The following is a 25,074-nucleotide window of genomic DNA, read 5'->3' as shown; positions in this document are numbered from 1 at the left end:
CGAACATGAATATCCGTCTTGAGAACTATTCGGCCATGCTGACTGCCGGCGCCATCATATCAGCAGCGCTGGCGTTCTCCATTCTTGCGCCTCCCGAGGTCTTTGCGGCCGATGGCGTGACCGCGAACGAGGCGAAGGGCGTCAGCATCTCCGGCCAGTGGCGCGGATCGCGCGGGCTCGTGACCAAGGGAGCCGACGGCAAGGTGATCTTTCTCTATGGTGAGGTTCAGCCCTCGGTCGTCTGCTCACCGCTGCAGGTCTGCGACATCGAGCTTCAGGGCGGCGAGGTCGTTCGCGATGTGCTCGTCGGGGATACCGTGCGGTGGAAGGTCGAACCGGCCACGTCAGGGGCGGCGGGTGGTCAGGCAATCCATTTGATCGTTAAGCCGTCGGAGCCCAGTCTCGTCACATCCATGGTGGTGACGACGTCGCGGCGGACCTATCATATCCAGCTCAAGTCGCATGCCACGCAATACATGGCCCGCGTCGGATTCGAGTATCCGGAGGATGTCTCGGCGAAACTTGCCGACATCAATGCCCGTCTCGAGGCGAGCACCATTCCAGGCGCCGGCGTTCCTGCCGAGCAGCTCAACTTCTCCTATTCGGTGTCAGGCAGAGCCGGCTGGCGGCCGACACGGGTCTATTCCGATGGCCAGAAAACCTACATCCAGTTCCCGCGCTCGATCTCCGGCCAGGATGCACCGGTTCTCTTCGTCACATCTGGCGGCCAGAACCGCATCGTCAACTACCGGATGAAGGGCGACATGATGGTGGTCGATTATCACGTCGATCGCGCGGTGCTGGTCTCGGGCGTTGGCTGGAAACAGGAGAAGGTGACGATCAGAAGAGGAGGACGGTGATGCGACCCTTTGCCGACAATCTCCTGTTGCGCCCCATCCGCGCCCTTGCCGCAGCCGGCACCTTCGCCATCCTCTCCGGATGCCAGTCTATCGGGACCGATGGTCTCGTAGCGAGCAACGCACCACCCGAGATCTCCGGCCCGGCGGCAAGCGCCATTGCCGGCGATATGGTCAGCCGGCTTGCCGAGCAGATCGGACCCGGCAAGGCGACGGTTGCGCTGAAGGCGGACACCTCACCCTTCGGGCAGGCTCTGGAGGCGGCGCTGAAAGGCTGGGGTTACGCCGTCGTCACCGACCAGAAGACGGACGACGGAACGAAGATCATCCCACTCGCCTATGTGATCGTGCCCTTCGACGGACAAGTGTTGGCGCGTCTTTCGACCGATAGCGTCGAGCTCGGTCGGGCCTATTCCGTTACGGCAAGCGGTGCTGCGCCGGCGAGCGCGCTCTCGCTGATGCGACGCGGCTAAGGGGAAGCATCATGGTCCAATCCTTGCAACTTGGCAGTGCTGCAAATGCCGAAGCGGAATCTGGCATCAAGCGGATCAATCGGCTGCCGATTATCGTGGTGATCGTGCTGGTCATCGCTTTCCTTGGCGTGATTTTCTATGGGCTCTCGTCCCGTGGACTCTATTTCAGCAAGGACGGCGGTCCGGACACAAGCTCGGGCAATCCGGCGTCAACCTTCGCCGACCAGATCAAGCGTGGTGTGACGGATGGCATCATCGGTGAGCCACAGCAGCAAACCACGTTTCAGCCGACATCTGTCGAGACGAAGCAGGCCGAGGAAAAGTCAAGCAATCCCTTCACGCCGCAACCGGGACAAAACGAGGAACAGCAGCGCGGGCAGGAGTTGGAAAACGAAGAGGTCTGGCGTGCACGGCTTGAGCGCGAGCAGAGGGAGCAATATCTGCGTGAGCGGCATCGTCAGCGCATGGCCCGACTACAGGCGAATGACGCTGCCTATGACGCACCACTCGCCATCGACCGCAGCAAGCTGGAGGCGAGCGCAGACCAGGCCACCTCGGCGGGAACGACGACGAATGCTGCGTCATCGACGACCACCGGCGGCACCTCGGATCTCTATGCAGCCGCGTTGCGGACGGGCCTCGGCGGGCAAAATGTCGATCCGAATGGACAATCCTCCAAGGAGGATTTCTTCAACGCCGATCTCAAGGAACTCGGATATCTCCCAAATCGTGTCTTACCACAGCAGTCGCCGTATGAACTGAAGCGCGGATCGGTCATTCCAGCGACGCTGATATCAGGCATCAACTCGGACCTGCCCGGTCGTATCACAGCCCAGGTCAGTCAGAATGTTTACGACAGCGCAACAGGGCATCGCCTGCTGATCCCGCAGGGAACGAAGCTCTTCGGGCGCTACGACAGCAAGGTGTCGCTCGGTCAGAGCCGCTTGCTTGTCGTCTGGACGGATATCATCTTCCCTGATGGATCCACGCTGCAGATCGGAGGCATGGCGGGAACAGATGCGCAAGGCTACGGTGGCTTCCACGACAAGGTGAACAACCACTATTGGCGGACATTTGGTTCGGCGGCGCTGATTGCGCTGATCGGAACCGGGATCGACGCGTCCATACCCGAAAGTTCGACGCTGGCCACGCAGGATACGGCCTCCGATGCGGCAAGGCGGAATTTCGCGGAAAGCTTCGGTCGCGTAGCCGAACAAACCATCAGCCGAAACCTCAACGTGCAGCCGACGCTGGAAATCCGGCCGGGCTACAAGTTCAATGTCTTGGTTGATCAGGACGTAGTCTTTCCTAGCTTATACAGGAATTGATCTTAGCGTTTGTCATCGACCGCATGTCCCGCCACATTTGAGGGGATAGGGGTGCCGAAACCCATGACACGTGGATTGGCCGTTTCTTAAGCAACCGGGACCGCGCCGGATCACGGTGCTGATATTTGTGCGGGAGAATAGCTATGCATGGCGAACGGATCGACCGGGAAGCGCTTTTTGATCATAAACGCGCAGATCCTAACCGCCAGAGGGCAATCGACGTGTAACGGGGCGCGGCCAAAATTCGATTTCCTTCAATTGCAAACCGATAGCGGGATAACGGGGTCGGTGAAAAGACACACTTCGAAGCCTTGGCGCCCCGCTACCAGGGCGATGAAATAACTCGGTACATTGTCAAACGTCGGTTTGGCATTTTCTCATTTCAGTTACGTCATGCCGTCGTTAGATGGGGTGCTATCGGATGGGAAAGCCAATGGATCGAGTTGTAAAAGACTATTTCGAGCGATTTTCGGTTCCCGCGGAGGTGGTATCGTTCGTCAGCCGCCCGATCGGCCACTTCATAGATGGACGGGAGACCCTGTCGGGTCAGGATCCCATCGATCTCGTGGAGCCTTTCACTCAAAGGACACTGACAGAACTTGCCGCTGGGGATATGCAGATCGTTGATCAGGCGGTGCACTCTTCGTGGAAGGCGCTCAATGGAACATGGGGTCGGCTGTCGCCTCTCGAGCGCCAAAAGCTCATGTTGCGGCTGGCGGAAGCGATGGAGGCCGATGCTGCCTTTCTAGCGCATCTCGAAGCCATCGATGTCGGCAAGGCCATATCGGATGCGCGCTCTATCGATGTCGCGGGAGCGATCGCGAACTTCGAATATTCTGCCGGATGGACGAGCAAGCTCGATGGTCGAACCACCAGCGCCGTCGCGTTGCCCGGAGAGACGCTGACCTATACCGTCAAAGAGCCGCTAGGGGCGGTGGCGGCAATCATACCGTGGAATTTCCCACTCCAGATAGTCGTGGAAACTTGCGGCGGCGCTCCTCCCCCAGAAAGCGCATGTCATGAACCGCGACACGCGCCTCTCCGACGTGCTCCACGTCCTGCTGCACCTGGCGCAGGTGAGGGAACCTGTTACCTCGGAACTCCTGGCGAGGAGTATGGGAACGAACCCGGCGGTCTTCCGGCGCACCATGGCGGGATTGCGCAACGCAGGACATGTACAGTCGGACAGGGGGCATGGCGGTGGCTGGAGGCTCGCCAGGTCGCTCGATCAGATCACTTTGCTTGATGTCTATTCGGCGCTTGGAAGACCAACTCTCTTTGCAATCGGCATGCGGGCCGACAATCCCGATTGCCTTGTCGAGCGTAGGGTGAACGCTGCACTGAAGAACACAATGGACCAAGTCGAAGCGATCTTTGTCGAGCGCTTCGGTTTGTTGACGCTGGACCAATTGCTGCTGCCAGTCCGATCGTCTGACGTCATCGCATGCGAACGCCTGCCTGCCCCCTAACATGAGAGAAACAGGCCCTAGCGCGGAGGTAACGAATACGGCGACAGACAACTGGATTAGCGGTTGCCGAAGCGCGCTTTGGCAGCTTCAGTCACCGGCATGTAGAGGCTGACCAAAGTTCCTTCCGGGTCGCGTATCTGGAAGGTCTGGTTACCCCAGGGCAAGAGCTTCGGTAAATGGACAATTTCCGCCAGATCCTTCAGCCGCTCGAACTCGGCGTCCAGATTGGCCACCTGCAGCTCGATAATGGCGGTGCGATTGGCGCCGGGCTCCGCCGTCCCTTCCTGGAATAGTGCGACGGTCTCCGCGCTGCCTATGGCGATAGTTGCGGAAGGGGTCACGATCTCGGCGAAGACGGGTGCCAGCCAGTCGGCCTTCAGGCCGGTGACCATTTCATAAAAGGCGACAAGGCCGTTGATGTCCCGTGCGATGAGGCGAAGAGAGGCGAATTTCATTTTAGTCTCCTGTTTTTACTCGATCGATGATCGAAGACGGAGCCTTGTAAATGCATCCTGCTGCCAGCATTGTGGCAACAGGAGTCTAGAATGTGTTGCGCCAACCGGCTTTCTCAGATCATACAAATCCTGCGCTGCATCGCGGTCGGTGACGGCAGGAGATCGTAATTGCTATGCTTGCACGTGGGTGACATGCATATAGTGGAAAAGACATGCTAAGTTGACAGGCTATTTGATCGTGACCTTGGGCCGTCGAATCATACTCTGGGAGAAATCCATGTCACATCGCCCTTCCAATCTTTCATGGCCGGTATTCAGTCGTTCTAAGTTGGGTGAGCGTCTTAATGCGATAGAGAAAGCGGCCGCCGGTGACATAGAGGTATGTCGTTGTTCCGGATTCGGCTAACGCGACATTGGTTGGCATTGTCGGCGTTGGGATCGTCGCGAGAAGCTCGCCGCTGGGTGCGTAGATATAGATACCCTGACGGTCCGGCTGCTGGATCGTAGCGTAGACATTCCCCGCAGCATCCGTGGTCAAGCCGTCGGCGCCGCGGGCGCCGTTTGATGCGACAAACACGCGCCGGTTCTGCGGCATGCCACTGTCGTCCAAGCTATAGGCAAGGATGTCCATCCCCCCCTGGCGCGCCGGCCGATCAAGCCCGATGTCATGTGTTCCGATATCGTTCTCGGCGACATATAGAGTGCGTTCATCCGGAGAAAGAGCCAAGCCATTCGGGCTTGCTGCGTCTGTGATGACCAGATCGACTTTTCCGTTTGGAGAGATCCGGTAGATGCCGAAGACAGGCTGCGTAATTGGCTCGTGCCCAAAGTAGCGCGTATCGCTAAAATATATTGTTCCGTTTGAAGTAACCACCAGATCGTTAGGTGCGTTGAAGGGAAGTCCTTCATACGTGCCCGCAATGATGGTTGTCTTTCCGGTCCGGGCATCGGTGCGCATGACGCATCGGCAGCCAAAATCCGCTCCCGCTGCCACGAGAAGCGCGCCATCCGGCCCGATCGCCAGCCCGTTTGCCATGCCGGAAGGGCTGCGCAGGATCGTAGTCTTACCGTTTTCCGGGTCAAGGGACAGGATCGAGCCATCCTGCATTCCGCTGTAGAAGGAAATCGTTACGTCGCTGAAGTAGAGGTGGCCATCGGGTGCCTGGACTGGCCCTTCCAGCCAGACACCGTCGGCATATACAGTTTCCAAAGTGGCATCGGGTGCGATGATCGACCCCCGAGCCAAAGGGACTTCGGCACGAGCTGTCGAGCCAATTGTACAGAGTACCAAAAACGCGGCTGCGATCGTGTTCTTCACTCTTTGTGCTCCTGTGATTGATTAATTGAACGAAGGTCTGTTCTGGACAATTTATTATGGCTGTGATGTGCCGGCCCGGCCTTTGTTTGGTGGGGCCTCGCTGGCTAAACCCGGCACTCGCAAAGTGACCACGAAGGCTCCGGCCATAAGAAAAAGCCCGCTCGCGGTTTCGGCCTCGTCAGGAGCAGCGCGGGAAAACCACGCTGACCAGGCAACGGGAACGGTTCCTAAAGCGACCCCCACAACGTCAAAAGACGGCCGGTGATGATGAAACTGCGCCCGAATTCTAAAAGAAAAAGTGCCAGAATACCCATAGTGCACGGCATTGCGGCAAGCTTTGGCCGCATAGACTTTTCGAATAGGTAGGCACCCAGATAGTTGGCTGCGAAGGTCGCCATGCCAAACCCGAGAAGAAACGTTGAAATTCCTTCCCCACCCAGATGCGTGACCATTTCTAGGAATGGCCGGATATAGGTGAAGAAAGCGAAATGCCCCGTGAAGATCAGCAATACTGATACCAGCGCTGCAGCGATTCCGGGCCGTCTGGCAACTGCGACCAGGACTACCAGGTGTGATGGGCCCTGAGGGGGAAGCCGTGGCAGGGCGACGATCTGGCCGACGAGGGCGAGCCCTCCAAGACAGGCGCTCACTAAAAAGACACCTCGCCAGCCGATCAGATCACCCAAGAAACTCCCCGCGGGCGGTGCTAAAACTGTCGCCGCAGAAATGCCGAACATCACGATCGATAAGGCGCGGGCGGTATACTCTTCTCTTACCAGACGCCCTGTTATGGCGAGGGAGAGCGTCCAGAAGCCGCCGAGTGCAAGCCCGAGAAAGACGCGGCCTGCCAAGACCATCCAAATGGACGGAGACAAGGCGACAATGACATTTAAGATGATCAGCAGCAGCGAAAAGCAGATGATCACGTTTTTGCGGTCGAGGTTACGCGTCAAGAACGTTACCAACAGGCTCGCGATGAGTGCCGGAACCGCAGTTGCCGTGACGGCCTGTCCGACCGCCCCTTCGCTGTCGTTAAGATCTGCGGCCATTGTTGTCAGCAGGCTGGTTGGCAGGAATTCGGATCCGACCAGACCGAAGGCTCCAACGGCCATAGAGGTTACTGCAGCTGACCTTGCCGACGAGCTGTGATATTCGCTAAGCTGACTATCCTTGGATAGCATCGCAATTCCACTGAGTTGTCACTTCTCGCGCAAAAAATAGATGTGGAGTGGCTGGCCAATCTATGCCAAAAATTCCAGAATGTTTGATCGAAACGCCAAATTTTCTGATGGCCATTCTGGCTCCGATATCCTCAGCGAGCTTCTCATTGGGATGCGGCTGCGTGGCGCGCGCTACGGACGGCTGCGTCTTGCGCCCCCGTTCGGTATTCATTTTGGCGACGGGCGAGCAGCACGATTTCACTTCGTGGCACGCGGGGATGTTCGCCTCGAGGTTGTCGGCCATGACGCGCTCTGGCTCCATGGTGGCCATGCGGTCCTGATCCCAACTGGACGGGCGCATCGGCTAGTTTCGGCGGAGGGCGAGAAAACACGCGATTTCGACAGCTATCGGAGCGAACCGCTCTGCCTTGGGGTCTATGATGTTCTTACCTGCCCGGATGGAGTATGCAGCCCCACGGACACCAATGTCTTCACCGGTGAGATCGAATTCGATCTCGACACACTTCATCCGCTGGTCGAACTCATGCCGGCAATCATGCCAGTGGCCACTTTGCTCGACAGGCAACCGGAGATCCTGCCACTGCTTGCGGCAATGGAACGGGAGATGGCGCAGCCACGAGCCGGTTCTGCGGGCATTCTCGCACGATTGGCGGATGTCGTGGCAGCCTCCATCGTACGTGGATGGATCGAATGCGGTTGTGGTCAGGCCCGAGGCTGGGTCGAGGCGTTGCGTGACCCACGTGTCGGGCGCGTGATTGCCGCATTACATCGCGATCCAGAACGTGCCTGGACGGTCATGGAGATGGCGCAAATGATGGGTGCTTCACGATCCGCTTTCGCAGAGCGTTTCGCTTCGGTAACGGGGAGCTCGCCGCAGAAGTATGTCACGGCGCTCCGCATGCAGAAGGCGTCGAAGTGGATCGCGCGCGATGGCATGCCGATCAGCATTGTCGCCGATCGCCTCGGCTATGGATCGCAGGCTGCTTTCGCCCGTGCTTTCAAACGCGCGACCGGCCAGCCACCGGGCAAAATGCGCAGTCAGGCAGTTCTTCCGCCTGTTCCCGTCCATGGGGAGGGCTGATGGTTTAATCGGTGGGGCATCATTGCCTGAAACCCCCAATAGAGCGCGAAATCCGGGCTGCGTGAAACAAACCGTCAGACCGGGCAGATACACTCTGTGTTGATTTCCACTGAGAGCTGACCTATCAGGCTGCGCCGGGTCAGCTCTCAGTGGAAATCAACACACTCTGAAACCGAAGACATTCCTAATCCGCAAGCATTTTCTCTTATCGGTTACCGGCATACGGAGACTGATAAGCGTTCCTTCCGGTTCGCGTAGCTGGACGGTTCGGTTGCCCCAGGGCAGCAGCTTCGGCGGATGGACGGCCTCAACGAGTCCTTTCAACCCGTCAAACTCGGCATCCAGATAGGCAACCTGCAGTTCGATAATGGCGGAGCGGTTCACGGCGGGCTCCGCTGTCTCTTCTATAAAAAGCACCGGTGTCGGCGCTGCCGTTGGCGTCACGATTTCGGCAAAGACGGGCGCCAGCCATTTGGACTTCAGACCCGTGACCATTTCATATAAGGCGACGAGGCCGTTGATGTCCTGCGCGGTGAGGAGAAGAGAGGCGAGTTTTATCTTAGTTTCCTGTCTGGAACCGATCGACGATCGGAGAAGAAGCCTTGTGAATGAGTGCTGATGCCAGCATTGTGGCAACAGGAGTCCAGAATGCGCAGCGCCGACCGCCTTTTTCAGATCATTCAAATCCTACGCCGCACATCGCGGCCGGTCACGGCTGCGGCGATTGCGGCAGAGATCGAAGTGTCCCGGCGCACGGTCTACCGGGATATTGCCGAACTGATTGGCCAGAGGGTTCCGATCCAGGGCGAGGCGGGTCTTGGATATGTGCTGGCTGACGACTATGAGATGCCGCCGCTGGCGCTGAGCCCGGAAGAGGCCGAGGCGTTTGCGCTTGGCGCGCAATGGGTTGCCAGGCATCCCGATCGGGCGCTTGCCCGGCTGGCGCAGGATGTCTTGTCAAAGATCCGGTTTGCCTTGCCTGAATGCAGCCGTTTCGTGCTGGAGCAGCCGACACTGGGCATACGTCCCCTCGATCCCGTGTCGCAGGAGAGGCCGGATACGACATTGGTGCGCGACGCGCTTCGGCGGGGACGGGTGCTGGCCTTCAGTTACCGCTCTCTGGAAGGCACGGTCAGCCAGCGTAGCGTCTGGCCGATCCTTCTCGGCTATGACGATACGCATTGCCTGTTGATCGCCTGGTGCGAAAGGCGCGATGCCATCCGCCATTTCCGCGCGGAGCGCATGTTCGGAATCAGGGTGCTGGAACGTAAACCGCCACGGCGTCGCCGCGAACTGCTTGAGCTATGGCAGAAGACAAGGGAACGCGTCATGTCCGATCTTAATTCTGTGCAGGGCAGCGAATCCGAGTGACTGCAACCGCATAGTCAGCTTACGGCATGATCGTAGTTTCGCCTGCTTTCCTCGACGCGCGGCAGATTATCCCATATCCAGGCGTTGACGCTTTCCAACGCCCGTAACAACTCCGCGCCCATATCGGTCAATTCATATTCGACGCGTGGCGGCACCTCGTGAAAGGAATGGCGGTTCACCAGACCATCCCGCTCGAGATTGCGCAGAGTCAGTGTCAGCATACGCTGGGTGATTCCCTCGATCCCGGATTTGAGCGCGGAGTAGCGCAGCCTTTGTCCGCTGGCGCGCGACAGCTGCCAAAGCACCTGCGCGGTCCATTTATCGCCCAGTTTCGCGCAAATGCCATTGGATGGATATGGCCTGAAGGAGCGGCCATCCTCGGTTTTCTCGATCAATATTGTCTCCGTAAGCTACATTCTTGTGCCTGGGGCTCAGAAATGTGCCGTCTTCCGGCCTAGCGAATACCGTATATATGGATAGCCCTTGTTCAACGCGAGGGTAACCCATGACAGATGATCAACGTTTTATTCTGGTTTTCGGCGCCACCGGGCGGCAGGGCGGATCGGTTGCCAGGGCATTGCTGAAGGCCGGATGGCCCGTCCGTGCCTTTGTCTCCGATCCTTCCAAACCGGCCGCGATTGCCTTGCGGCAGGCGGGCGCCGAGCTCATGCGCGGTTCATTCGAAGAAACCGCGACAATCGAGGCCGCAATGAAGGGCGTCCGTGGCGTGTTCAGCGTGCTGCCCGGCACCCTGTCGGCGGAAGACGAGGTCCGATACGGGAAAGCCATCGCCAACCTTGCCGCAAAGAGCCGGGTCGACCATTTCGTCTATTCTTCGGGTGCAAGCGTGGGAGAGAAACTGACCGGCGTTCCGCGCTTCGACGCCAAACCGCGTATCGAGGCCCATATTCGTGATCTGCCGCTTACTGCAACCATTGTCCGGCCGATGATCTTCATGGAAATGCTGGTCCGGCCCGGTTTCGGACTGGAGGAAGGGCGGCTCGTGTCGCTGATCCGTCCCGATCAAGCGATGCAGCTCATCGCCGTGGAAGATATCGGCAAGATTGTCGCTGCGCTTTTCGCGAACGAGGCCCCGTTTGCAGGCGTAGCGATGAAAATCGCCGGCGACAGGGTCACTGGCCAGGAGCTGGCCGACGCGTTCACCGAGGTTGCAGGCAGGCCTATCGCCTATGCCCGGTTTCCCGAAGAGGTATTGGCCGCCAATGCCGATCTGGCGCAGATGGCATCGAGTCTTGAAAACGGCCCCCTTGCAGAACACGTCGACCTCGACTTCATGCGCGAACTTAATCCCGACCTACTTTCGTTCCGGTCCTGGCTTGCGGGAAGCGGTCGCGCGGCGCTCGGTGCCGCCTTGCGGAACACCGGTACCGCTGCGGCGACATCCGGCGGCAGTACCGGGGCGGGGCAATGAGGACGCTGATTTCATTGCTTTTTGCCTACCTGGACTTGAATAAGTAAAACGAACGTTTTACATCTTCCTCCGTTTCACGAGGAAGATGATCATGGACCTAACGACTAGGCTCACCGTCGCCGCCGAACAGCTTTTCGACCGCCATGGTTATGTGGGGACCGGGGTGGACCTGCTGACGGCGGCAGCGGGCATGTCGAGCCGGACGCTCTACAAACATGCCGGCAGCAAGGCCCAGCTCATGGCGCGAGTGCTTGCGGAACGTGACCGGCGGTTCATGGCCCGGATGAAGGTGGAGAGCGTGGATGCGCTCTTTACCGCCCTTGCGGACTGGATCCGGAGCGAGGGGATGCGGGGTTGCCTGTTCCTTCGCGCCCTGGCAGAGACCGGCGGTAACATACCGGAAATCTATGAGGCGGTCGCTGCGCACAAGGCGGCATTCCGGCAACGGATTGGCGATATTGTCTCCGCCGAGCTTAGCCACGCCGATCCGTCCCTGGCCGATCAGGTGCTCATCCTCTTCGAAGGGGCGACCCATGCCGCGGTTTATCGCGGGAATGATGCTGTGTCCGCTGCCCGGTCGGCGGCCGCTGTTTTGCTGGAGGCGGCGCGTCAATGAACCCTGCTGTTCTTGTCGGCGCCGTGGGCTTCGGTCTGATCGCGGTCTGCTATGGCTTTGCCCGTTTTGCCCTTGGCCTGTTCCTGCCGCAAATCAATGCCGAACTGAGCCTTGGCCCCGCTCTCAGCGGCCTGATCTCCGGTGGCGCTTTTGCCGCCTACTGCATCGCCATCATCACCTCCGCCGCCTTAACCGAGTGGATTGGCGCCCGTGCGGTCGCCACAGCGGCAGGCGTGGTTGCCGCTCTCGGCATGGCGGGCATCGCACTCGCTCCGAACCCACTTGTTCTGGCCGTTGCCGTCGTGGTGGCCGGGTCAAGCACCGGCCTTGCCTCACCGCCAATGGCTGCGGCCGTTGCGGCTGCCGTCCGGAAAAACCGGCAGGACATAACCAACACCGCCATCAATGCGGGGACAAGTGCCGGCGTGGTCCTCTCGGCGCCGATTACCCTGGCAATCTCCGGGCAATGGCGGCTGGCCTTCGGTGTATTTGCCTTTATTGCCGCGGTTTTCGCAATCGCCGCTGCACTATCGCTGCCATGCGCACGCAAAGCTAGTGGCGTGGGTGGTCTGCCACCAATGACTGGCGCTGTGCTGCATCTTGTCCTCGCCTCTTTCCTGATGGGGGCGGCGAGCACCGCGCTCTGGTCCTTTGGCGGCGAGCTTGTATCGCAGAGGTTGAACTGGGGACTGACGGGAGCCGCCGCCCTGTGGAGCGCAATCGGTGCGGGCGGCGTCACCGGCGCCTTGGCCGGTCACCTGGTCGCCCGCTTCGGCCTCGATCGGGTCCATCGGACCTTTCTGTGGCTCATAGCAGGTGGCGTCCTCGCAGCCGGGTCCAATGTCGCAGGCCCCGCTTTTGCGCTGATCGGCGGAGCGCTTTTTGGCGCTGCCTATATGATGCTGACAGGTGTCTATCTGATCTGGGGCGTGCGTGCCTTGCCCGACCGGCCTGCGATCGGGCTGACGATCGGATTCCTGACCATCGCCGTCGGCCAAACCGTCGGCGCGCCGGTATTCGGTATTGTGATGGCAGGTTATGGAGCCGGAACGGCGGTAGCCTGTTTTGCCATCATCGCTCTTCTGGCGGGGCTATTTCAAGCCGGTTCGGCTACACCCTCCTCCCGAAAATAGAGCGTTGAACGAGGGCATGTCCGTGCAGGAGACAAACTTGCGTCGACTGAAGTGGGGGTTGGCCCATGAGCGGCACGCCGATTGCCGCAACGGCGCTGAGCCTGTCCGAATACAGAAGCGCGGCCTGCTAAGGCAAAGTGCCCCGTCGTTGTACACGATGACAGACCGTTTCGCGCTCAAGATGCGAGCAGCGCAACCCTCGAGGCAACCAGGGGCAGGGTGCGCTCTGACGTGCGAGCAAGCCGCTGGACGAAATGACACTCCGTGGCGTGACCAAGACGCATGAGCGCGTTAACCATCAATACCCGCCTGAAACGCCTGACCGCCCGGGAGCCCGGTGTAGGGCGGGGCCCATCTAGGTCCTGTTGACAAAGTATGGCAGCCATATCTTTGCGGCGGCCAGGGCGAGGAATGCTGAGAAGGATTTTCGGGTCTTGTAGTATCGGGTCGCGACGCGACGGAACTGCTTGAGGCGGTTGAACATCCGCTCGATGCGGTTTCGATCCTTATAGGCCCGGAAGTCGCAGGCAGGCGGGTTCTTCCGGTTGGCCTTCGGCGGAATGACCGGCCTGATGCCGTGGATCAGGAGTTCTTCACGCAGGAAATCACCGTCGTAGCCCTTGTCTGCAAGGAACAGTCTCGGTTTGCCGACCGGTATAGCCAACAAGTCAGGAACGGCGTTATAGTCCGAAGCCTCTCCGCCCGTCAGGACGAAGCCAAGAGGGCGTCCCTGACCGTCTGCTCGGGCGTGGATTTTCGTCGTAAAGCCGCCGCGTGATCGACCAAAAGCCTCCTGATAAGTCCCCCTTTAGCGCCCGCAGCCTGCGAATGGCCGCGAACCGTGGTGCTGTCGATCATGTGCTGCCAGTCATCCGTCAGCCCCAGTTCAACGAGGGTCTCAAGCAGAGCGTCCCAAACGCCCTGTTCGGCCCAACGGCGGAAGCGCACATAGACGGAGTTCCACTTCCCGTAGCGCTCATGCATGTCGCGCCATGGGCAGCCGACCCGGAGAACATGCAGCATGCCGTTCAGATACTGCCGATTATCGTGCGAGGGTCGGGACTTCCTACCGCGTTCGCTGGGCAACAGCCCCTCAATGATCCGCCATTCCATATCCGTCAGGTCGCCGCGCGCCAAGACTGCCTCCTAAAAGGCAGTCTTGAATCACGCTTCCGCTGATTTGGGAATCCACTTTGTCAACACGACCTAGCATTCGTGGGACTCGATTCTGTACTTTCGGGCTCGGTGACGTCGCGCCCCTGACGATAAATAATAGATAGTCGTGCGATCGGATGCACGCCGCTATGCCGATTTGAGGCTGGATAAAATAAAAGCCCCGAATGATTGTACTGCACGCGTCGGCTTTGCTGAGGCATAAATAAGGCTGACGCCTATTTCTGGAAGGTGTGGCAGACCTTTTGCGACAATTGCCAGGTCTGGGGGAACCGCCGCGCGAGTTACCACGCTTATAGCAAGGCCTGATCGCGCGATCGTTAGGACACCGGCCAAGCCGTTGCTGGCATGGGTGACCCGGTAGTTGATGCCGAGAGCATCCATCGCTCTTCGCGCCTCTTGGTGGTCGATTGTTTCCGAGCCCGAAAGGGCCAGCGGCAAAACCGGTTCGCTGAGCAGGGCAGGCGCCTTTTCGGAAGCTATCCAGACCAGCGGTTCGTATCGAATAATATCTCGGGGCGGCGCCGAAGCAGAAACAGAAACAAGCGCCAGATCAATCCGGCGACTTTGCAGAAGCGGATAGAGTTCGACAGTTGGGGCGCAAACGATCTCTATCTCGACACCCGGATACTTGGCCCCGTAGCGTCGCAGGAGGTCAGGGAAAAAGGCCGTGAGATAGTCTTCCGGGCATCCGAAGACAAGCGATCCCGTTACGCTCTCGGAGCGAATGGCTTCTATGGTTTCATCATGAACAGCAAGTATTCGCTCTGCCCCGGGGAAGAAGCGCTCGCCGGCGCCAGTAAGCGCCACACCGGATCCCATGCGGTGGAAAAGCCTTTCTCCGACAATCTCTTCTAGCCGCTTGATCTGTAGACTTATAGCCGACTGAGTGCGCCCGATGCGTCCAGCGGCAGCGCGGATTGATCCGACACGCGATACGACGACGAAACTACGCAACAGAGCGATGTCAAGATTCGGCTTCATATGAGTTTTCCTTGATTCTGTATGCAGAGGAATTAATTATCCTTGATTGGTTATCGGCGATACCTTCTTCGAAACGCAAGGGAGACCGCTATGCCTGATACCGTCGGAAAAAACTCTTTCTGGTCAGATGTCTCGGACCATGTCATGCGCTACGGGCCAGTGTTCGAGCGGCGGATCATCCAGCGTGCCGAAGGCAGCTTTGTCTACGACACAGACGGCGCGGCAATCCTTGACTTCACCTCGGGGCAGATGAGTTCGCTCCTGGGTCATTCGCATCCCGATGTGGTTCGTGTCGTTCGCGATCAGATCGGCCGGCTTGATCACCTCTTCAGCGGCATGCTGTCGTCTCCTGTCGTCGATCTCTGCGCCCGGCTTGGTCGGATGGTCCCGGGGCTCGAAAAAGCGATGTTGCTTTCGACTGGCGGCGAAGCGAACGAAGCCGCGATACGCCTTGCAAAATGTGTTACCGGCAAGCACGAAATTGTCGCGTTCTCCAAGAGCTGGCACGGTATGACGGGAAGTGCTGCTTCAGCGACTTACAGTGCCGCGCGCAAGGGCTACGGCCCGGCGGCGGTTGGATCGTTTGCAATCCCCGCGCCGCAGGCTTATCGCCCTCGCTTCCGGCATGCCGATGGGAGCCTCGATTGGCAAAGCGAGCTGGACGATGCTTTCGCGCTGATTGATGCGCAATCGACGGGCAGCCTTGCAGCTTTCATTGCGGAACCGATCCTGTCTTCCGGCGGAATCATCGAATTGCCCCAGGGGTACCTCGCTGCGCTCAAGCGCAAATGCGAGGAGCGTGACATGTTACTTATCCTCGATGAAGCGCAGACCGGGATCGGGCGCACCGGAACGATGTTTGCCTTCCAGCGTGACGGGGTGACACCGGACATCTTGACATTGTCCAAGACCCTCGGTGCCGGTCTGCCGCTCTCAGCGGTGATGACAAGCCGCAAGATTGAGGAGGCGGCTCATGAACGCGGTTTCATCTTTCTGACGACGCATGTTTCCGACCCCCTGCCGGCCGCGGTGGGGCTCGCCGTGCTGGATGTGGTGGAACGCGATGGATTGGTCGGGCGGGCAAGGGAAGCCGGTGAACGGCTGCGGCACGGTCTGCTCGCGCTACAGCAGAAGTATGATTGCATCGGCGACGTGCGGGGAAGGGGATTGCTGATTGGTCTCGAAATAGTGACGGATCGAAACAGCACGCAGCCGGATCTCGCTATGGCTGACCGCATTGCCGCAGCGGCCATGGAGCGGGGCTTAAGCATGAATATTGTAAAGGTCCCCGCGATGGGCGCGGTGTTCCGCATTGCTCCCCCGCTGACGTCGAGTGACAAAGAAATTGACATGGCAATCAGTATTCTATCCAGCGCCATAGAATGCGCCATAATCCAGAGCTGATGCGCCGTAAGATGGCGGGGCTAGCAGCAACGAATAACACGCGGGATCATTCTCCACCTAAAGACTTATTTCGGAACACGCTGCGCAACAGAAGATAATGGGAGGACCTTGTTGCACAAAGAAGGCTTGAGATTCACTTTGGGAATCCAATGTAATAGCCGAATGGCATGAGCAGACCGCCGAAGCTGACCTACCAGACCACCCACTGGCACGCATATAACCAGGCGCTGAGGCAGCGCGGATCTTTGACCGTCTGGTTCGACCCCTTGATGCAGTGGGAAGCAGCGCCGTCAGGGCGGCGTGGCCGTCAGCACGCCTACAGCGACGCTGCGATCCAGGCCTGCCTGATCATCAAGGTTCTCTTCGGCCTGCCGCTCCGCCATGCCACCTGCTTCGTGGCAAGCCTTCTGGAACTTTCGGGGCTCCGCTGGCCCGTGCCGGACCTCTCGAAACGAAGGGTTTGGCGCAAGATCCATCTCGGTATCGAAGAAGAACGCTCGAGATCCGGGCGGTGGAAGTCACTTCGAGCCATGTCTGCGATGCTCCGATGCTGCCGGACCTGCATGCCCAGATCCCAGAGGACGAGGAGATCGCCACGGTTACGGCCGACGGTGCCTACGACACGCGGGCCTGCCATGACGCTATCGCCGCCCACATTGCAGCGGCGGTCATTCCGCCGAGACGGAATGCGAGGCCATGGAAGCCAGACACGCCCGGGGCCCGGGCACGCAACGAGAGCCTGCGGGCCTCGAAACACTTTGGCCGGGCGCTCTGGCGGAACTGGAGCGGGTATCACCGCCGCAGCAGGGCGGAGACGAAAATGAACCGCATGAAGCAGCTCGGCCTGCGGCTGATGTCGCGGGACTCCGACCGCCATTTGCCGAGGTCCAGATCCGCGCGGCGGCCATGAACCGCTTCACGGCCCTCGGCATCCAGGTCACTGTGGCAATGGGGTAAGTGTGTCCGGCGAAAGGGGAACTGCGGTCGCCAACTGATTTTCGCAACAGAGCCCGTGGAGACCACCAAGATCCTGATCAGCGGGCACAAGACGTGGCATCACCCCGCTCCTAGCAAAGCACCGAGGTGAAGAAGCGCCATCGAGCCGGAGATCGGGCACATGAAAAGCGACGGTAGCCTTGCCAGATGCTCGCGGGAGGGCCGCATCTGCGATGCGATCTTCGCTGTCGTCTGCGCCTGCGGCCACAATATCCGCGTGATCCCCCCGCAGAATATAGAGCATGCCGTTCAGATATCGTCGGTTATCTTGCGCTGGTCGGGACTCTCGCCCTCGCTCGGCCGGCAAGCGCTCCCAATGAGCTGCCACTCTGCGTCCGACAAATTCCCACGTAGTCCTTGGCGGCAACAGGACACTGGGGCCGCGACCAACACAAAGGCGCGTTAAAGACTTGATTTGCGAGGCTCGTGGCGGGTTTGGCCGCATTTTCATGGACTTGCCCGATCCTCTCATTGTGTTGTGTGTGCTTTGACGGAAGCCATGTTCTGAGGTGTCCGTTCAGGACCGGTGAGACGGGTGCTGAACCATATAATCATTGTGACAAACACAAGCACCGCACAAGGCATCAGCATGATCTTTGACCCCATCCCGGCCGAACGGTCGATGGCTGTCAAATACTCGACGCGCAGTATTAAAACGAAGATATAGGCGAGCGTATTATTGACAGCATGTATAACAATCGCATTCTCCAGACCGCCTGTTCGCCAGGTGATCGTTGCAAAGGCGATGCCGAGAGCCAAGTAATACAAGTTAAACCACGGATCGGTCGACACATGCACGAGAGCGAACAACACGCTCGAGACAGCGATGCCCACGATAAGTGACGCTCTCGGATTGCGGACCCAACTGGAGGCGATCCGGAATACCAGCCCCCGAAAGCCATACTCCTCACCAGCACTTTGGAGTGGTCCGAGCAATACGCTTACAGCAAAGATAGCAAGCAAGTCGGCGACCCGAAACTCCGTGGTGTTATATGACGAGAACCAGTTGAAGAAGACCATATAGACTGTCCAAATGGGTACAATAATCAACATAGCACGACCGAACACATCGAAACGGAAGACCGAGCGTACTGAATGCAACGTGGCACCCTTCACGCCGTAAAGCCAGCGCTGTAAAAACATGCTCCATGGGATGAGCGCGGCGACCCCAACGAAATTTCCGGCTACGTAAACCGGAGTGAAGTCCGTACCGCCGGACATGGGATTAACCCGCCCAAAGACATGGGTGTCGATTACGCCTCCGATTATAGGGGATAACAAGCTAAAGAAAAACAATCCGCCGATAAGCAGTGCAAGAGCGAGAATGTCGCGCCCTATTCGAAGCCTGTCACTGACTAATACCCGATGATACGGCACCACTGCGGGCACAGGCCGTAGTCCTCGTTCGGTTTGTTTTCTCATATTTAGATACTCCATTATAAATAGATGCCATTTCCAGAAACGTCGCATGGATAATCCGCCAATAAAAATATCCTTTTTGAAGAACAATTCTTGTTCTTCAATTCTTACATTGATGGTCGCCTCTCTTATTTTATGACTTTTGCACGGCGAGGCTTGCTGGGCCCTAGATACCGTTCGGAAGTCTCATTGTGATGCGGCGATGAAATTTGCTGACTGCCTTTACGTTTGCAGAACTGGTTTTCAGAGCAGACTGAGAAGGTTCACAAAGGGACAACAGCGTCGTTGACTCATTCTCGAATGGTTTGGCCATCAGCGCCAGCGAGGGCACCATGAACAGTACTTACTTGCCAACATTGGCAAGATCCTCGGCAATCTTGAGACTGGTGATCGTCTTGTCGGTGCCGCAGGCCATGATCACCTTGCCGCGATAGGCCGTAGCCAGTCCGTTGTGAACGGCTTTCAAAGTTGCTGCTGGTGCTGCCGGAATTCCTTCTTGAGAAACAGAACCGCTTCGCCTCGGCGCTCAAAAGCAGATCAAACAATTCGGTTATCGCGAAGGTCAGTTATGCCGGTGCGGTCACCGGGGTGAATTGCCCTACCTTGCTTGTTTCGTTTTTAGGGAGACTTCGTTCGCCATTGTTATTCTCTACTTCTGGACATTGCAGGTCACTGCGCGCCCCTGCCAATTATCGTCCCTGAGGCTCCGCCTACGGCTGCGCGTTCTCATGAATCGGTGGTTAGTCCACCGATCAGGGCGCCTGAGACCGCCGCTAGTGTTGCACCCGCGCCAACAGATTGTGAGCTGCCGGTAGGGGCAATGGCCACTACAACGTTGCGATGACTTTTTCCATTTTAGCTCCTTATGCATGCAGGTTTGGATGGCGACGCCTGTGCGATGACGACATGTCGAACCGACCTCGATGACTTGGAACCAATTCCTTACGTGGACCTTACGGGAGGCAATAATTAGGCGGAGTGCGTAACAAGCGAGCTGCAACGGGATCAGGCTTGCCGGGCAGCTTACGACCTTTTGCCGTCGTTCCGAACAGACGCTTGCGGGTCATCAGTCGCGCGCCAGGGCTTCGATGGGGTCCAGCTTTGCGGCGTTGCTGGCGGGAAGGAAGCCGAAGACGACACCGATAAGGGTCGGGCAGGTGAAGGCCATGATGATGGATCCGGAGGAGAAGATCATTTTGAAGTCGGGGCTCAGCAAATTGAAAAGAGCGCTGAGCCCGAGGGCGAGCATGACCCCCATGAAGCCGCCGACAAGGCAAACCAGAACGGCCTCGATCAGGAACTGGGAGAGGATGTCGCTGCGGCGCGCGCAGACGGCCGAACGAACCCCGGCGCTGCAGACAGCAACCTGACACTACTTGTCCGTTGCCGCGCCTGGTCCGTTTGGCGCGCACCGTCACAGTCGATCAATCGACAAAGAGTGCTGGCAATGTGGATGACATGCCGGAGATTGTCCGCGAAGCATTAAGGGCGATCACGGCCATGTTCGGCCAACATCAACGAATGAAACCGTCTTATCGACCAGTCGGCACAACCGGCGACTCCCTACGGCTGGTGGAAAACGCGCCCGTCGCGCCAGCGTACCGCAAAGATGCTCCCCTTGCCTGGCGCGGAAGAAAGCTCGACGTAACCACCATGGCGGGTCACGATGTCGTTGACCATGCTGAGCCCCAGACCCGCGCCTGAGCCGTGAGGGCTGACCCGGTAGAACGGCTCGAATATACGCGCATGCTTGTCGCCGGCAATTCCGCAGCCCTGATCGGCCACGGTCACGCTACCGTCAGCCTCAATTCCAACCGATATCTGCCCTCTGCCACCTCCGTACTGGACTGCATTACGTACCAGATTGACGAATGCACGCTCCAGAGCGTCGGCGTCACCACGAACGAAGAGATTTTCCGCGTCGCTCTCAAAGGCAATCTCATACCCTTCGACGATGGCCAACGGGGCAAGGTCGGCGACTACCTTCGACACAACGCTTTTGAGATCGACAGGTGCATTTTGCTGAGGCTTCTGCCGATACTTCTCGGTGTCGAGAAGCTGGTTCGCGATCGCCGTAAGTCGCTTGATGGCCGTCTGTAGGTGTGTCTTGTCCACACTTGGTGAAAGGGTATCGATCCTTACCTGCAGGACAGCTATCGGCGTTCGAAGTTCATGCGCCGCGTTGACGAAGAAACGCTCCGTCGCCTCGAAGCCACTATCGAGACGACGGAGCGCCCTGTTGATGTCGCGCACAACGCGCAGCACCTCATTGGGCAAGCCACGCTCTTCCACCAGGGTGCCGCGAGCGTCGAGATCGATCATGTCGAGACGCCCGGTCAGATCGCTGAAGGACCGCAGCGCCCAGCGCGTGACGAACGGAACGCCGATGAGGGAGATGGCGACGAGGATCAGCGCCGGCACGCCAATGGCAAGGTTCCCCAACAGGACGGTCACACCGTATTGAGACATCGGAACACCGCCGGCAAAAATCGTTGCTTCACCGGCCTGGGTGTCGAAACGCTGCATTCGGGCGACACTCAGCGGGTCATTCAGAGAACCATGGAGTTCGACGCTTGTGAACGTCCGCAAGAATGTGGTGTTGTCGGCGATTTTCTTGGGTGGGGTGCCGTGTGCAAGGACAGTATCTTCTCCCATGTCTGCCACGAACCATAGGTCAGGCGCGTCCTCCATCATCTCCTTAAGTTTGGCCGTCGGTGCCAGATAGGCCCGGCCATTCGGCTCGAGACGGACGGAGTCTGCGATTTCCTGAGACAGCCAGATGGACGTGATGGCCACATCAGGCTTGATGCCGGAAAGGAGATAGAAAACCAGGCCCAGCGAGACGATGATCGCGCAGACCTGCAGGACGATGAAGCCAAGCGTGAATCGCCAGCGAAGGGATGAGCTTGCTGTCCTATTTCTGCTCATAAAGGTAATAGCCGATGCCACGAATGTTCTTGATTACAATGTCAGCCTCAGCATCGCTGAGCTTCCGGCGCAGGCGTGACATATTGGCCTCAAGTGAGTTGGATTGGATCTCATCGTCAAAGGAATAGACGTGACCCTCAAGGGACGAGCGCAATACGGTACGACCGCGGTTTCTTAGAAGCGTTTCGATGATGAGCAGTTCTCGCCGGGTGAGCGCAACCCCGACGCCGTTGACATGCACATCGCTTGAAGCACGATCATAGGTGACGTTTCCTGCCGACAACACGGACGGGTCGGTTGTTGGTGCCCGCCTTAGCACAGCGCTCATTCTTGCGACCAGTTCGGGGATTTCGAAGGGCTTCGGCAAATAGTCATCAGCGCCGTCATTGAGTCCGGAAATACGTTCGTCGGTCGAACTCAGAGCGGAGATAATGATCGATCGCGTAATTGAACCCGCGCGACGCAAATCGGCAAGGAACGTACTGCCGTCGCCATCCGGCAGTTGCCGATCGATAAGGACGATATCGTAATGCGCCATCGCGATTGCTTCCCGCGCCGTTTCCAGATCTCCAACGGCGTCAAGAACGATACCATGCTGGGAGAGGGCCGTCCTCAACGCATCCGTCATTTCCGGATCGTCTTCGATAAGCAGAAGTTTCATAGTGGCCTTATCGTAAAAATCTCGGGCAGTCGTTCCCAGGAATCCTTATAGAAAAAATACGTTCGATTCAGATAAATTCGAACACCGTGACCGTGTGGACGCCGGATCAACTGGCAGTCGGCGGTTCAGATACGGACACCGGGACGCCTGAATCTGCCCGGTATCCTAATGCCTTCCGCATATTGCCAATACCGGAAGCTCTATCGGCAGCGACCGTATTGATCCCGGTATCTGCAGCCGTAGTTACGCCGGTCGTGCTGTTCCCAGCGATCGCGGCGGCTCCTTTCATTACGTTCACTGATGTTGCCTACCACGGCCCCTCCCGCGCCACCGGCGGCGGCTCCCACCGCAGCGCCTTCCCAAGTGCCGCTTGCCAACCCACCAATGATAGCGCCGCTCGCCGCACCGATGCCGGCGCCCTTTTCCGTCTGGCTGCACGCTGTCAGCGTCAAACAAACGAGTACGCCTGAAATGATCTTCTTCATACCTGTCCTCTCGATTGATTGCCCCTCCGGCCGCCAGTCGACCGTTGAGAAGCACTAAGGCGGATGCGTATGGCCACCGAAGATTACGTGGAAGTTACGCAGAACCGTCGGTATCGACATCGGTCGAAAGCGCAAATTCGTTCAGGATGCGCGTATTCGCGATCAGTAATTCTCAGGTAGTTTTGTCCGCCTAGCGTTCGTGGACAAAGGTTGATTGGGGAATCGGTTTTTTTGATTCTTTGTTTAGTCAATCTGGTTTGTTTGCTACACTTGGGATAGCCGTCGCATATCCTTGATGTGCTCTGAACTCAAATCACCTAAAGCAAAGGTTGGCTCGGGTTAGCTGGTCGATCGACGAGCAGCCCATCAGCCTCATGCCTCGATCGAGCTCCGCTTGCATCAGCGTCAACGCCCGTTTAACCCCGGCCTGGCCGGCGCTGGCGAGCTGGAAGAGGTAGTAGCGGCCGAGGCCAACTGCTTTGGCGCCAAGCGATAGGGCCTTCAGTACATGCGTGCCACGCTGCACGCCGCCATCGATCATCACGTCGATCTTGTCGCCGACCGCGTCGACGACTTCGGCCAGTTGGTCGAAGCCGCTGCGCGACCCATCGAGCTGGCGGCCGCCGTGGTTGGACAGCACAATGCCGGTGCAGCCGATATCGATGGCGCGCTTGGCATCCTCGACGGTCATGATGCCCTTGAGGCAGAACTGGCCGCCCAGGTCTCTACCATCTCGGCGCCATCGTCCCAGTTCATGGCAGGATCGAGCATCTCGGTGAAATAGCGGCTGATCGACATGGTGCCACTGCCCATGTCGACATGGCTGTCGAGTTGCGGCAGCTTGAATTTCTCATGCGTGAAGAAGTTGAGCGCCCAGCCCGGCTTGACGGCGAATTGCGCGACGCCGGCGAGATTGAGCCGCAACGGGATTGAGAAACCGGTGCGCTTGTCGCGCTCGCGGTTGCCGCCGGTGATGCTGTCGACCGTCAGCATCATCACCTGCACGCCGGCTTCCTTGGCGCGCGCCATCATCTCGCGGTTGAGGCCGCGGTCCTTGTGGAAGTAGAACTGGTAGACCTGCGGCGCGCCGCTGATCCGCCGCGCTTCCTCGAGGCTGACGGTACCGAGCGAGGAGACGCCGAACATCGTGCCGTACTTGCCCGCCGCCCGCGCCACTGCGCGCTCGCCCTCGTGATGAAAGAGACGCTGCAGTGCCGTTGGCGAGCAATAGACCGGCATCGCCAGCCGCTGGCCCATGACCGTAACCGACATGTCGACATTGCTGACGCCACGCAGAACGCTCGGCAGCAGATCACAGCTTTCGAACGAGGACGTGTTGCGCCGGTAGGTCACCTCGTCATCCGCCGCGCCATCGATATAATTGAAGATCGGGCCGGGCAGGCGGCGCTTCGCGAGGCGGCGGAAGTCGTGGAAGTTATGGCAGTCCGTAAGGCGCATGTTCGGGACCAACATTTCGACTTAACAGGCGTCTACTGCGTAAGTCATATTCGCGGAAATTAGAGCGTTCAGGCGCTCCAACCTGCAGTAACCTTAAAGTTTGATTTGCTCATCGGAACGATGTGCTCAAGCGATTTTACGTTGAGAGCGTAGACCAGGCCGTAAAAGGAGGCCCGGACATCCTCGTGGACAATGCCGCAGTCAGCGAAAAAGGGAAGCAACCGATTAAGTTCGACTTCGGCCGATTGGGCGTCGTAGCTCTCCAGTAACACAGCACCAGTCAACGGCGGTAGAACGTCATCCCCTCCGATGGTAAACGGCACTGGGGGAATATCAGGGCTTTCCACAATGAGATGTGTGGCCACAAAAGGTCCCGCGTCTTTCACAACATGCTCAATCAGGGCCTCGCATTGTTTGGCGGAGCCTTCAAAATCGCGACCAAGAGGCAGAGTTACGAGGGTACTTCCCATACCGCCGCCAAAGCTAACGATACGGTTACAGCATTTTCTGAGAAACCCACGAAACGATGGTCTCATCGAGCTTGACCATTCAGTGGGGTTTTCGAGAAGTTTCAGATAGGGTTGGCTCTCAAGGACAGATAGGTTATCGACTTCGTAGAGCGTCAAATATTCAGGTAATTCACCAGAAGTTCGAACGTAGCGCCGCGCGCTTCGCATCCCGGGTACGCTCAGCCTTTCAGGCACATGTTCACGGCTGTGCCACATATTGTATTCCTCACTGCGGCTCGCATCCGCACCATTCCAGAGCGCAAGAATGCCCTCACCCTCGAAGTCCATTGGGGTTCTCCTGATTGGGATATTGTTTTCGCCGCGGCACTACTGAATTCCGCGA

Annotated in this window: 22 protein-coding genes and 7 pseudogenes; 13 read left to right on the top strand and 16 right to left on the bottom strand. The window is 58.4% G+C overall.

All coding sequences use genetic code 11. The features are described 5' to 3' along the window. Positions 1–5 precede the first annotated feature (5 nt). The 5 genes and pseudogenes from trbG (at position 6) to AABF56_RS34995 (ending at position 4,127) form a co-directional block, all read left to right on the top strand. Positions 6–860: a P-type conjugative transfer protein TrbG gene (gene trbG, locus AABF56_RS35010; RefSeq protein ID WP_272791979.1), complete on the top strand. Its 855-nt coding sequence runs from the start codon at positions 6–8 to the stop codon at positions 858–860. Continuing rightward, a complete protein-coding gene (gene trbH / locus AABF56_RS35005; RefSeq protein WP_272791978.1) occupies positions 860–1,330 on the top strand; it encodes a conjugal transfer protein TrbH in 471 nt (156 codons plus the stop codon). Before trbG ends, trbH begins: the two co-directional genes overlap by 1 nt. Before the next feature lie 11 nt (positions 1,331–1,341). Beyond that, positions 1,342–2,658, top strand: a complete 1,317-nt coding sequence (gene trbI / locus AABF56_RS35000) for an IncP-type conjugal transfer protein TrbI (protein WP_272791977.1) — start codon at positions 1,342–1,344, stop codon at positions 2,656–2,658. A gap of 406 nt (positions 2,659–3,064) precedes the next feature. After that, positions 3,065–3,586, top strand: a pseudogene (locus AABF56_RS37880) (aldehyde dehydrogenase family protein); the annotation flags it as partial. A gap of 91 nt (positions 3,587–3,677) precedes the next feature. After that, the gene (locus tag AABF56_RS34995; RefSeq protein WP_272791976.1) at positions 3,678–4,127 is read left to right on the top strand and encodes an Rrf2 family transcriptional regulator; all 450 of its coding nucleotides are present in this window, start codon (positions 3,678–3,680) and stop codon (positions 4,125–4,127) included. Between the two features lie 56 nt (positions 4,128–4,183). Here AABF56_RS34995 and AABF56_RS34990 read toward each other — a convergent pair whose 3' ends face one another. The 3 genes from AABF56_RS34990 to AABF56_RS34980 form a co-directional block, all read right to left on the bottom strand. Further along, positions 4,184–4,582, bottom strand: a complete 399-nt coding sequence (locus tag AABF56_RS34990; protein ID WP_272791975.1) for a VOC family protein — start codon at positions 4,580–4,582, stop codon at positions 4,184–4,186. 301 nt (positions 4,583–4,883) lie between these two features. Beyond that, positions 4,884–5,900 carry an SMP-30/gluconolactonase/LRE family protein gene (locus AABF56_RS34985; protein ID WP_272809234.1) on the bottom strand — a complete coding sequence of 339 codons (1,017 nt, stop codon included), beginning with the start codon at positions 5,898–5,900 and terminating at the stop codon, positions 4,884–4,886. A 227-nt stretch (positions 5,901–6,127) separates the two neighbouring features. Next, positions 6,128–7,081 (bottom strand): MFS transporter, encoded by a 954-nt coding sequence (locus tag AABF56_RS34980; protein ID WP_272791973.1) that lies wholly within the window; start codon positions 7,079–7,081, stop codon positions 6,128–6,130. 40 nt (positions 7,082–7,121) lie between these two features. On the opposite strand from AABF56_RS34980, the gene AABF56_RS34975 reads away from it, so the two are divergent. Then, a complete protein-coding gene (locus AABF56_RS34975; protein ID WP_272791972.1) occupies positions 7,122–8,162 on the top strand; it encodes an AraC family transcriptional regulator in 1,041 nt (346 codons plus the stop codon). A 156-nt stretch (positions 8,163–8,318) separates the two neighbouring features. Here the strand turns inward: AABF56_RS34975 and AABF56_RS34970 are convergent, their stop codons facing one another. Then, positions 8,319–8,720, bottom strand: coding sequence for a VOC family protein (locus tag AABF56_RS34970; RefSeq protein WP_272791994.1), 402 nt, complete (start codon positions 8,718–8,720; stop codon positions 8,319–8,321). A gap of 90 nt (positions 8,721–8,810) precedes the next feature. On the opposite strand from AABF56_RS34970, the gene AABF56_RS34965 reads away from it, so the two are divergent. Then, on the top strand, positions 8,811–9,533 hold the full coding sequence (locus AABF56_RS34965) for a helix-turn-helix transcriptional regulator (protein WP_272791971.1): 723 nt from the start codon (positions 8,811–8,813) through the stop codon (positions 9,531–9,533). A gap of 14 nt (positions 9,534–9,547) precedes the next feature. Here AABF56_RS34965 and AABF56_RS34960 read toward each other — a convergent pair whose 3' ends face one another. Next, a complete protein-coding gene (locus tag AABF56_RS34960) occupies positions 9,548–9,928 on the bottom strand; it encodes a winged helix-turn-helix transcriptional regulator (RefSeq protein ID WP_272791970.1) in 381 nt (126 codons plus the stop codon). Positions 9,929–10,038: 110 nt separating this feature from the next. Here AABF56_RS34960 and AABF56_RS34955 point away from each other — a divergent pair, with 110 nt between their 5' ends. The 3 genes from AABF56_RS34955 to AABF56_RS34945 all read left to right on the top strand — a co-directional run bounded on the left by AABF56_RS34955 (position 10,039) and on the right by AABF56_RS34945 (position 12,714). Next, entirely contained in the window at positions 10,039–10,965 is a 927-nt protein-coding gene (locus tag AABF56_RS34955; protein WP_272791969.1) for an NmrA/HSCARG family protein, read from the top strand. A 91-nt stretch (positions 10,966–11,056) separates the two neighbouring features. Continuing rightward, on the top strand, positions 11,057–11,581 hold the full coding sequence (locus AABF56_RS34950; protein ID WP_272791968.1) for a TetR/AcrR family transcriptional regulator: 525 nt from the start codon (positions 11,057–11,059) through the stop codon (positions 11,579–11,581). Beyond that, the gene (locus tag AABF56_RS34945; RefSeq protein ID WP_272791967.1) at positions 11,578–12,714 is read left to right on the top strand and encodes an MFS transporter; all 1,137 of its coding nucleotides are present in this window, start codon (positions 11,578–11,580) and stop codon (positions 12,712–12,714) included. The genes AABF56_RS34950 and AABF56_RS34945 overlap by 4 nt, the downstream gene beginning before the upstream one ends. Before the next feature lie 355 nt (positions 12,715–13,069). Here the strand turns inward: AABF56_RS34945 and AABF56_RS37875 are convergent. Both AABF56_RS37875 and AABF56_RS34930 read right to left on the bottom strand, forming a co-directional pair. Continuing rightward, a pseudogene (locus AABF56_RS37875) lies at positions 13,070–13,851 on the bottom strand (IS5 family transposase). A gap of 165 nt (positions 13,852–14,016) precedes the next feature. Further along, entirely contained in the window at positions 14,017–14,871 is an 855-nt protein-coding gene (locus tag AABF56_RS34930) for a LysR family transcriptional regulator (RefSeq protein WP_272791965.1), read from the bottom strand. Positions 14,872–14,961: 90 nt separating this feature from the next. On the opposite strand from AABF56_RS34930, the gene AABF56_RS34925 reads away from it, so the two are divergent. From AABF56_RS34925 to AABF56_RS34915, 3 genes and pseudogenes are all read left to right on the top strand, one after another. Continuing rightward, complete coding sequence (locus AABF56_RS34925) at positions 14,962–16,275, top strand: aspartate aminotransferase family protein (RefSeq protein ID WP_272791964.1); 1,314 nt, start codon at positions 14,962–14,964, stop codon at positions 16,273–16,275. A gap of 167 nt (positions 16,276–16,442) precedes the next feature. Then, positions 16,443–17,232: pseudogene (locus AABF56_RS34920) on the top strand (IS5 family transposase). A 55-nt stretch (positions 17,233–17,287) separates the two neighbouring features. Continuing rightward, positions 17,288–17,494 (top strand): annotated as a pseudogene (locus AABF56_RS34915) (IS5/IS1182 family transposase); the annotation flags it as partial. Between the two features lie 3 nt (positions 17,495–17,497). Here the strand turns inward: AABF56_RS34915 and AABF56_RS37870 are convergent. The 9 genes and pseudogenes from AABF56_RS37870 to AABF56_RS34875 all read right to left on the bottom strand — a co-directional run. After that, positions 17,498–17,646: pseudogene (locus AABF56_RS37870) on the bottom strand (IS5/IS1182 family transposase); the annotation flags it as partial. Between the two features lie 93 nt (positions 17,647–17,739). Continuing rightward, complete coding sequence (locus AABF56_RS34910) at positions 17,740–18,780, bottom strand: CPBP family intramembrane glutamic endopeptidase (protein ID WP_272791962.1); 1,041 nt, start codon at positions 18,778–18,780, stop codon at positions 17,740–17,742. 253 nt (positions 18,781–19,033) lie between these two features. Beyond that, complete coding sequence (locus AABF56_RS34905) at positions 19,034–19,156, bottom strand: hypothetical protein (RefSeq protein WP_272791961.1); 123 nt, start codon at positions 19,154–19,156, stop codon at positions 19,034–19,036. A gap of 600 nt (positions 19,157–19,756) precedes the next feature. After that, positions 19,757–20,038, bottom strand: a pseudogene (locus AABF56_RS34900) (FtsX-like permease family protein); the annotation flags it as partial. Between the two features lie 215 nt (positions 20,039–20,253). Then, complete coding sequence (locus AABF56_RS34895) at positions 20,254–21,639, bottom strand: sensor histidine kinase (RefSeq protein WP_272791960.1); 1,386 nt, start codon at positions 21,637–21,639, stop codon at positions 20,254–20,256. After that, positions 21,605–22,279: a response regulator transcription factor gene (locus AABF56_RS34890; RefSeq protein ID WP_272791959.1), complete on the bottom strand. Its 675-nt coding sequence runs from the start codon at positions 22,277–22,279 to the stop codon at positions 21,605–21,607. The genes AABF56_RS34895 and AABF56_RS34890 overlap by 35 nt, the downstream gene beginning before the upstream one ends. Before the next feature lie 200 nt (positions 22,280–22,479). Then, complete coding sequence (locus tag AABF56_RS34885; RefSeq protein ID WP_272791958.1) at positions 22,480–22,764, bottom strand: YMGG-like glycine zipper-containing protein; 285 nt, start codon at positions 22,762–22,764, stop codon at positions 22,480–22,482. Between the two features lie 313 nt (positions 22,765–23,077). Beyond that, a pseudogene (locus AABF56_RS34880) lies at positions 23,078–24,222 on the bottom strand (alpha-hydroxy acid oxidase). A gap of 68 nt (positions 24,223–24,290) precedes the next feature. Beyond that, positions 24,291–25,019, bottom strand: coding sequence for a hypothetical protein (locus AABF56_RS34875; protein WP_272791957.1), 729 nt, complete (start codon positions 25,017–25,019; stop codon positions 24,291–24,293). Between the last annotated feature and the right edge of the window lie 55 nt (positions 25,020–25,074).

This window comes from Shinella sp. WSC3-e (assembly GCF_945994535.1).
Taxonomy (GTDB): Bacteria; Pseudomonadota; Alphaproteobacteria; order Rhizobiales; family Rhizobiaceae; genus Shinella; species Shinella yambaruensis.
The sequence above is the reverse complement of the archived record's forward strand: the minus strand, read 5'-3'. Positions and strand labels throughout refer to the sequence as shown.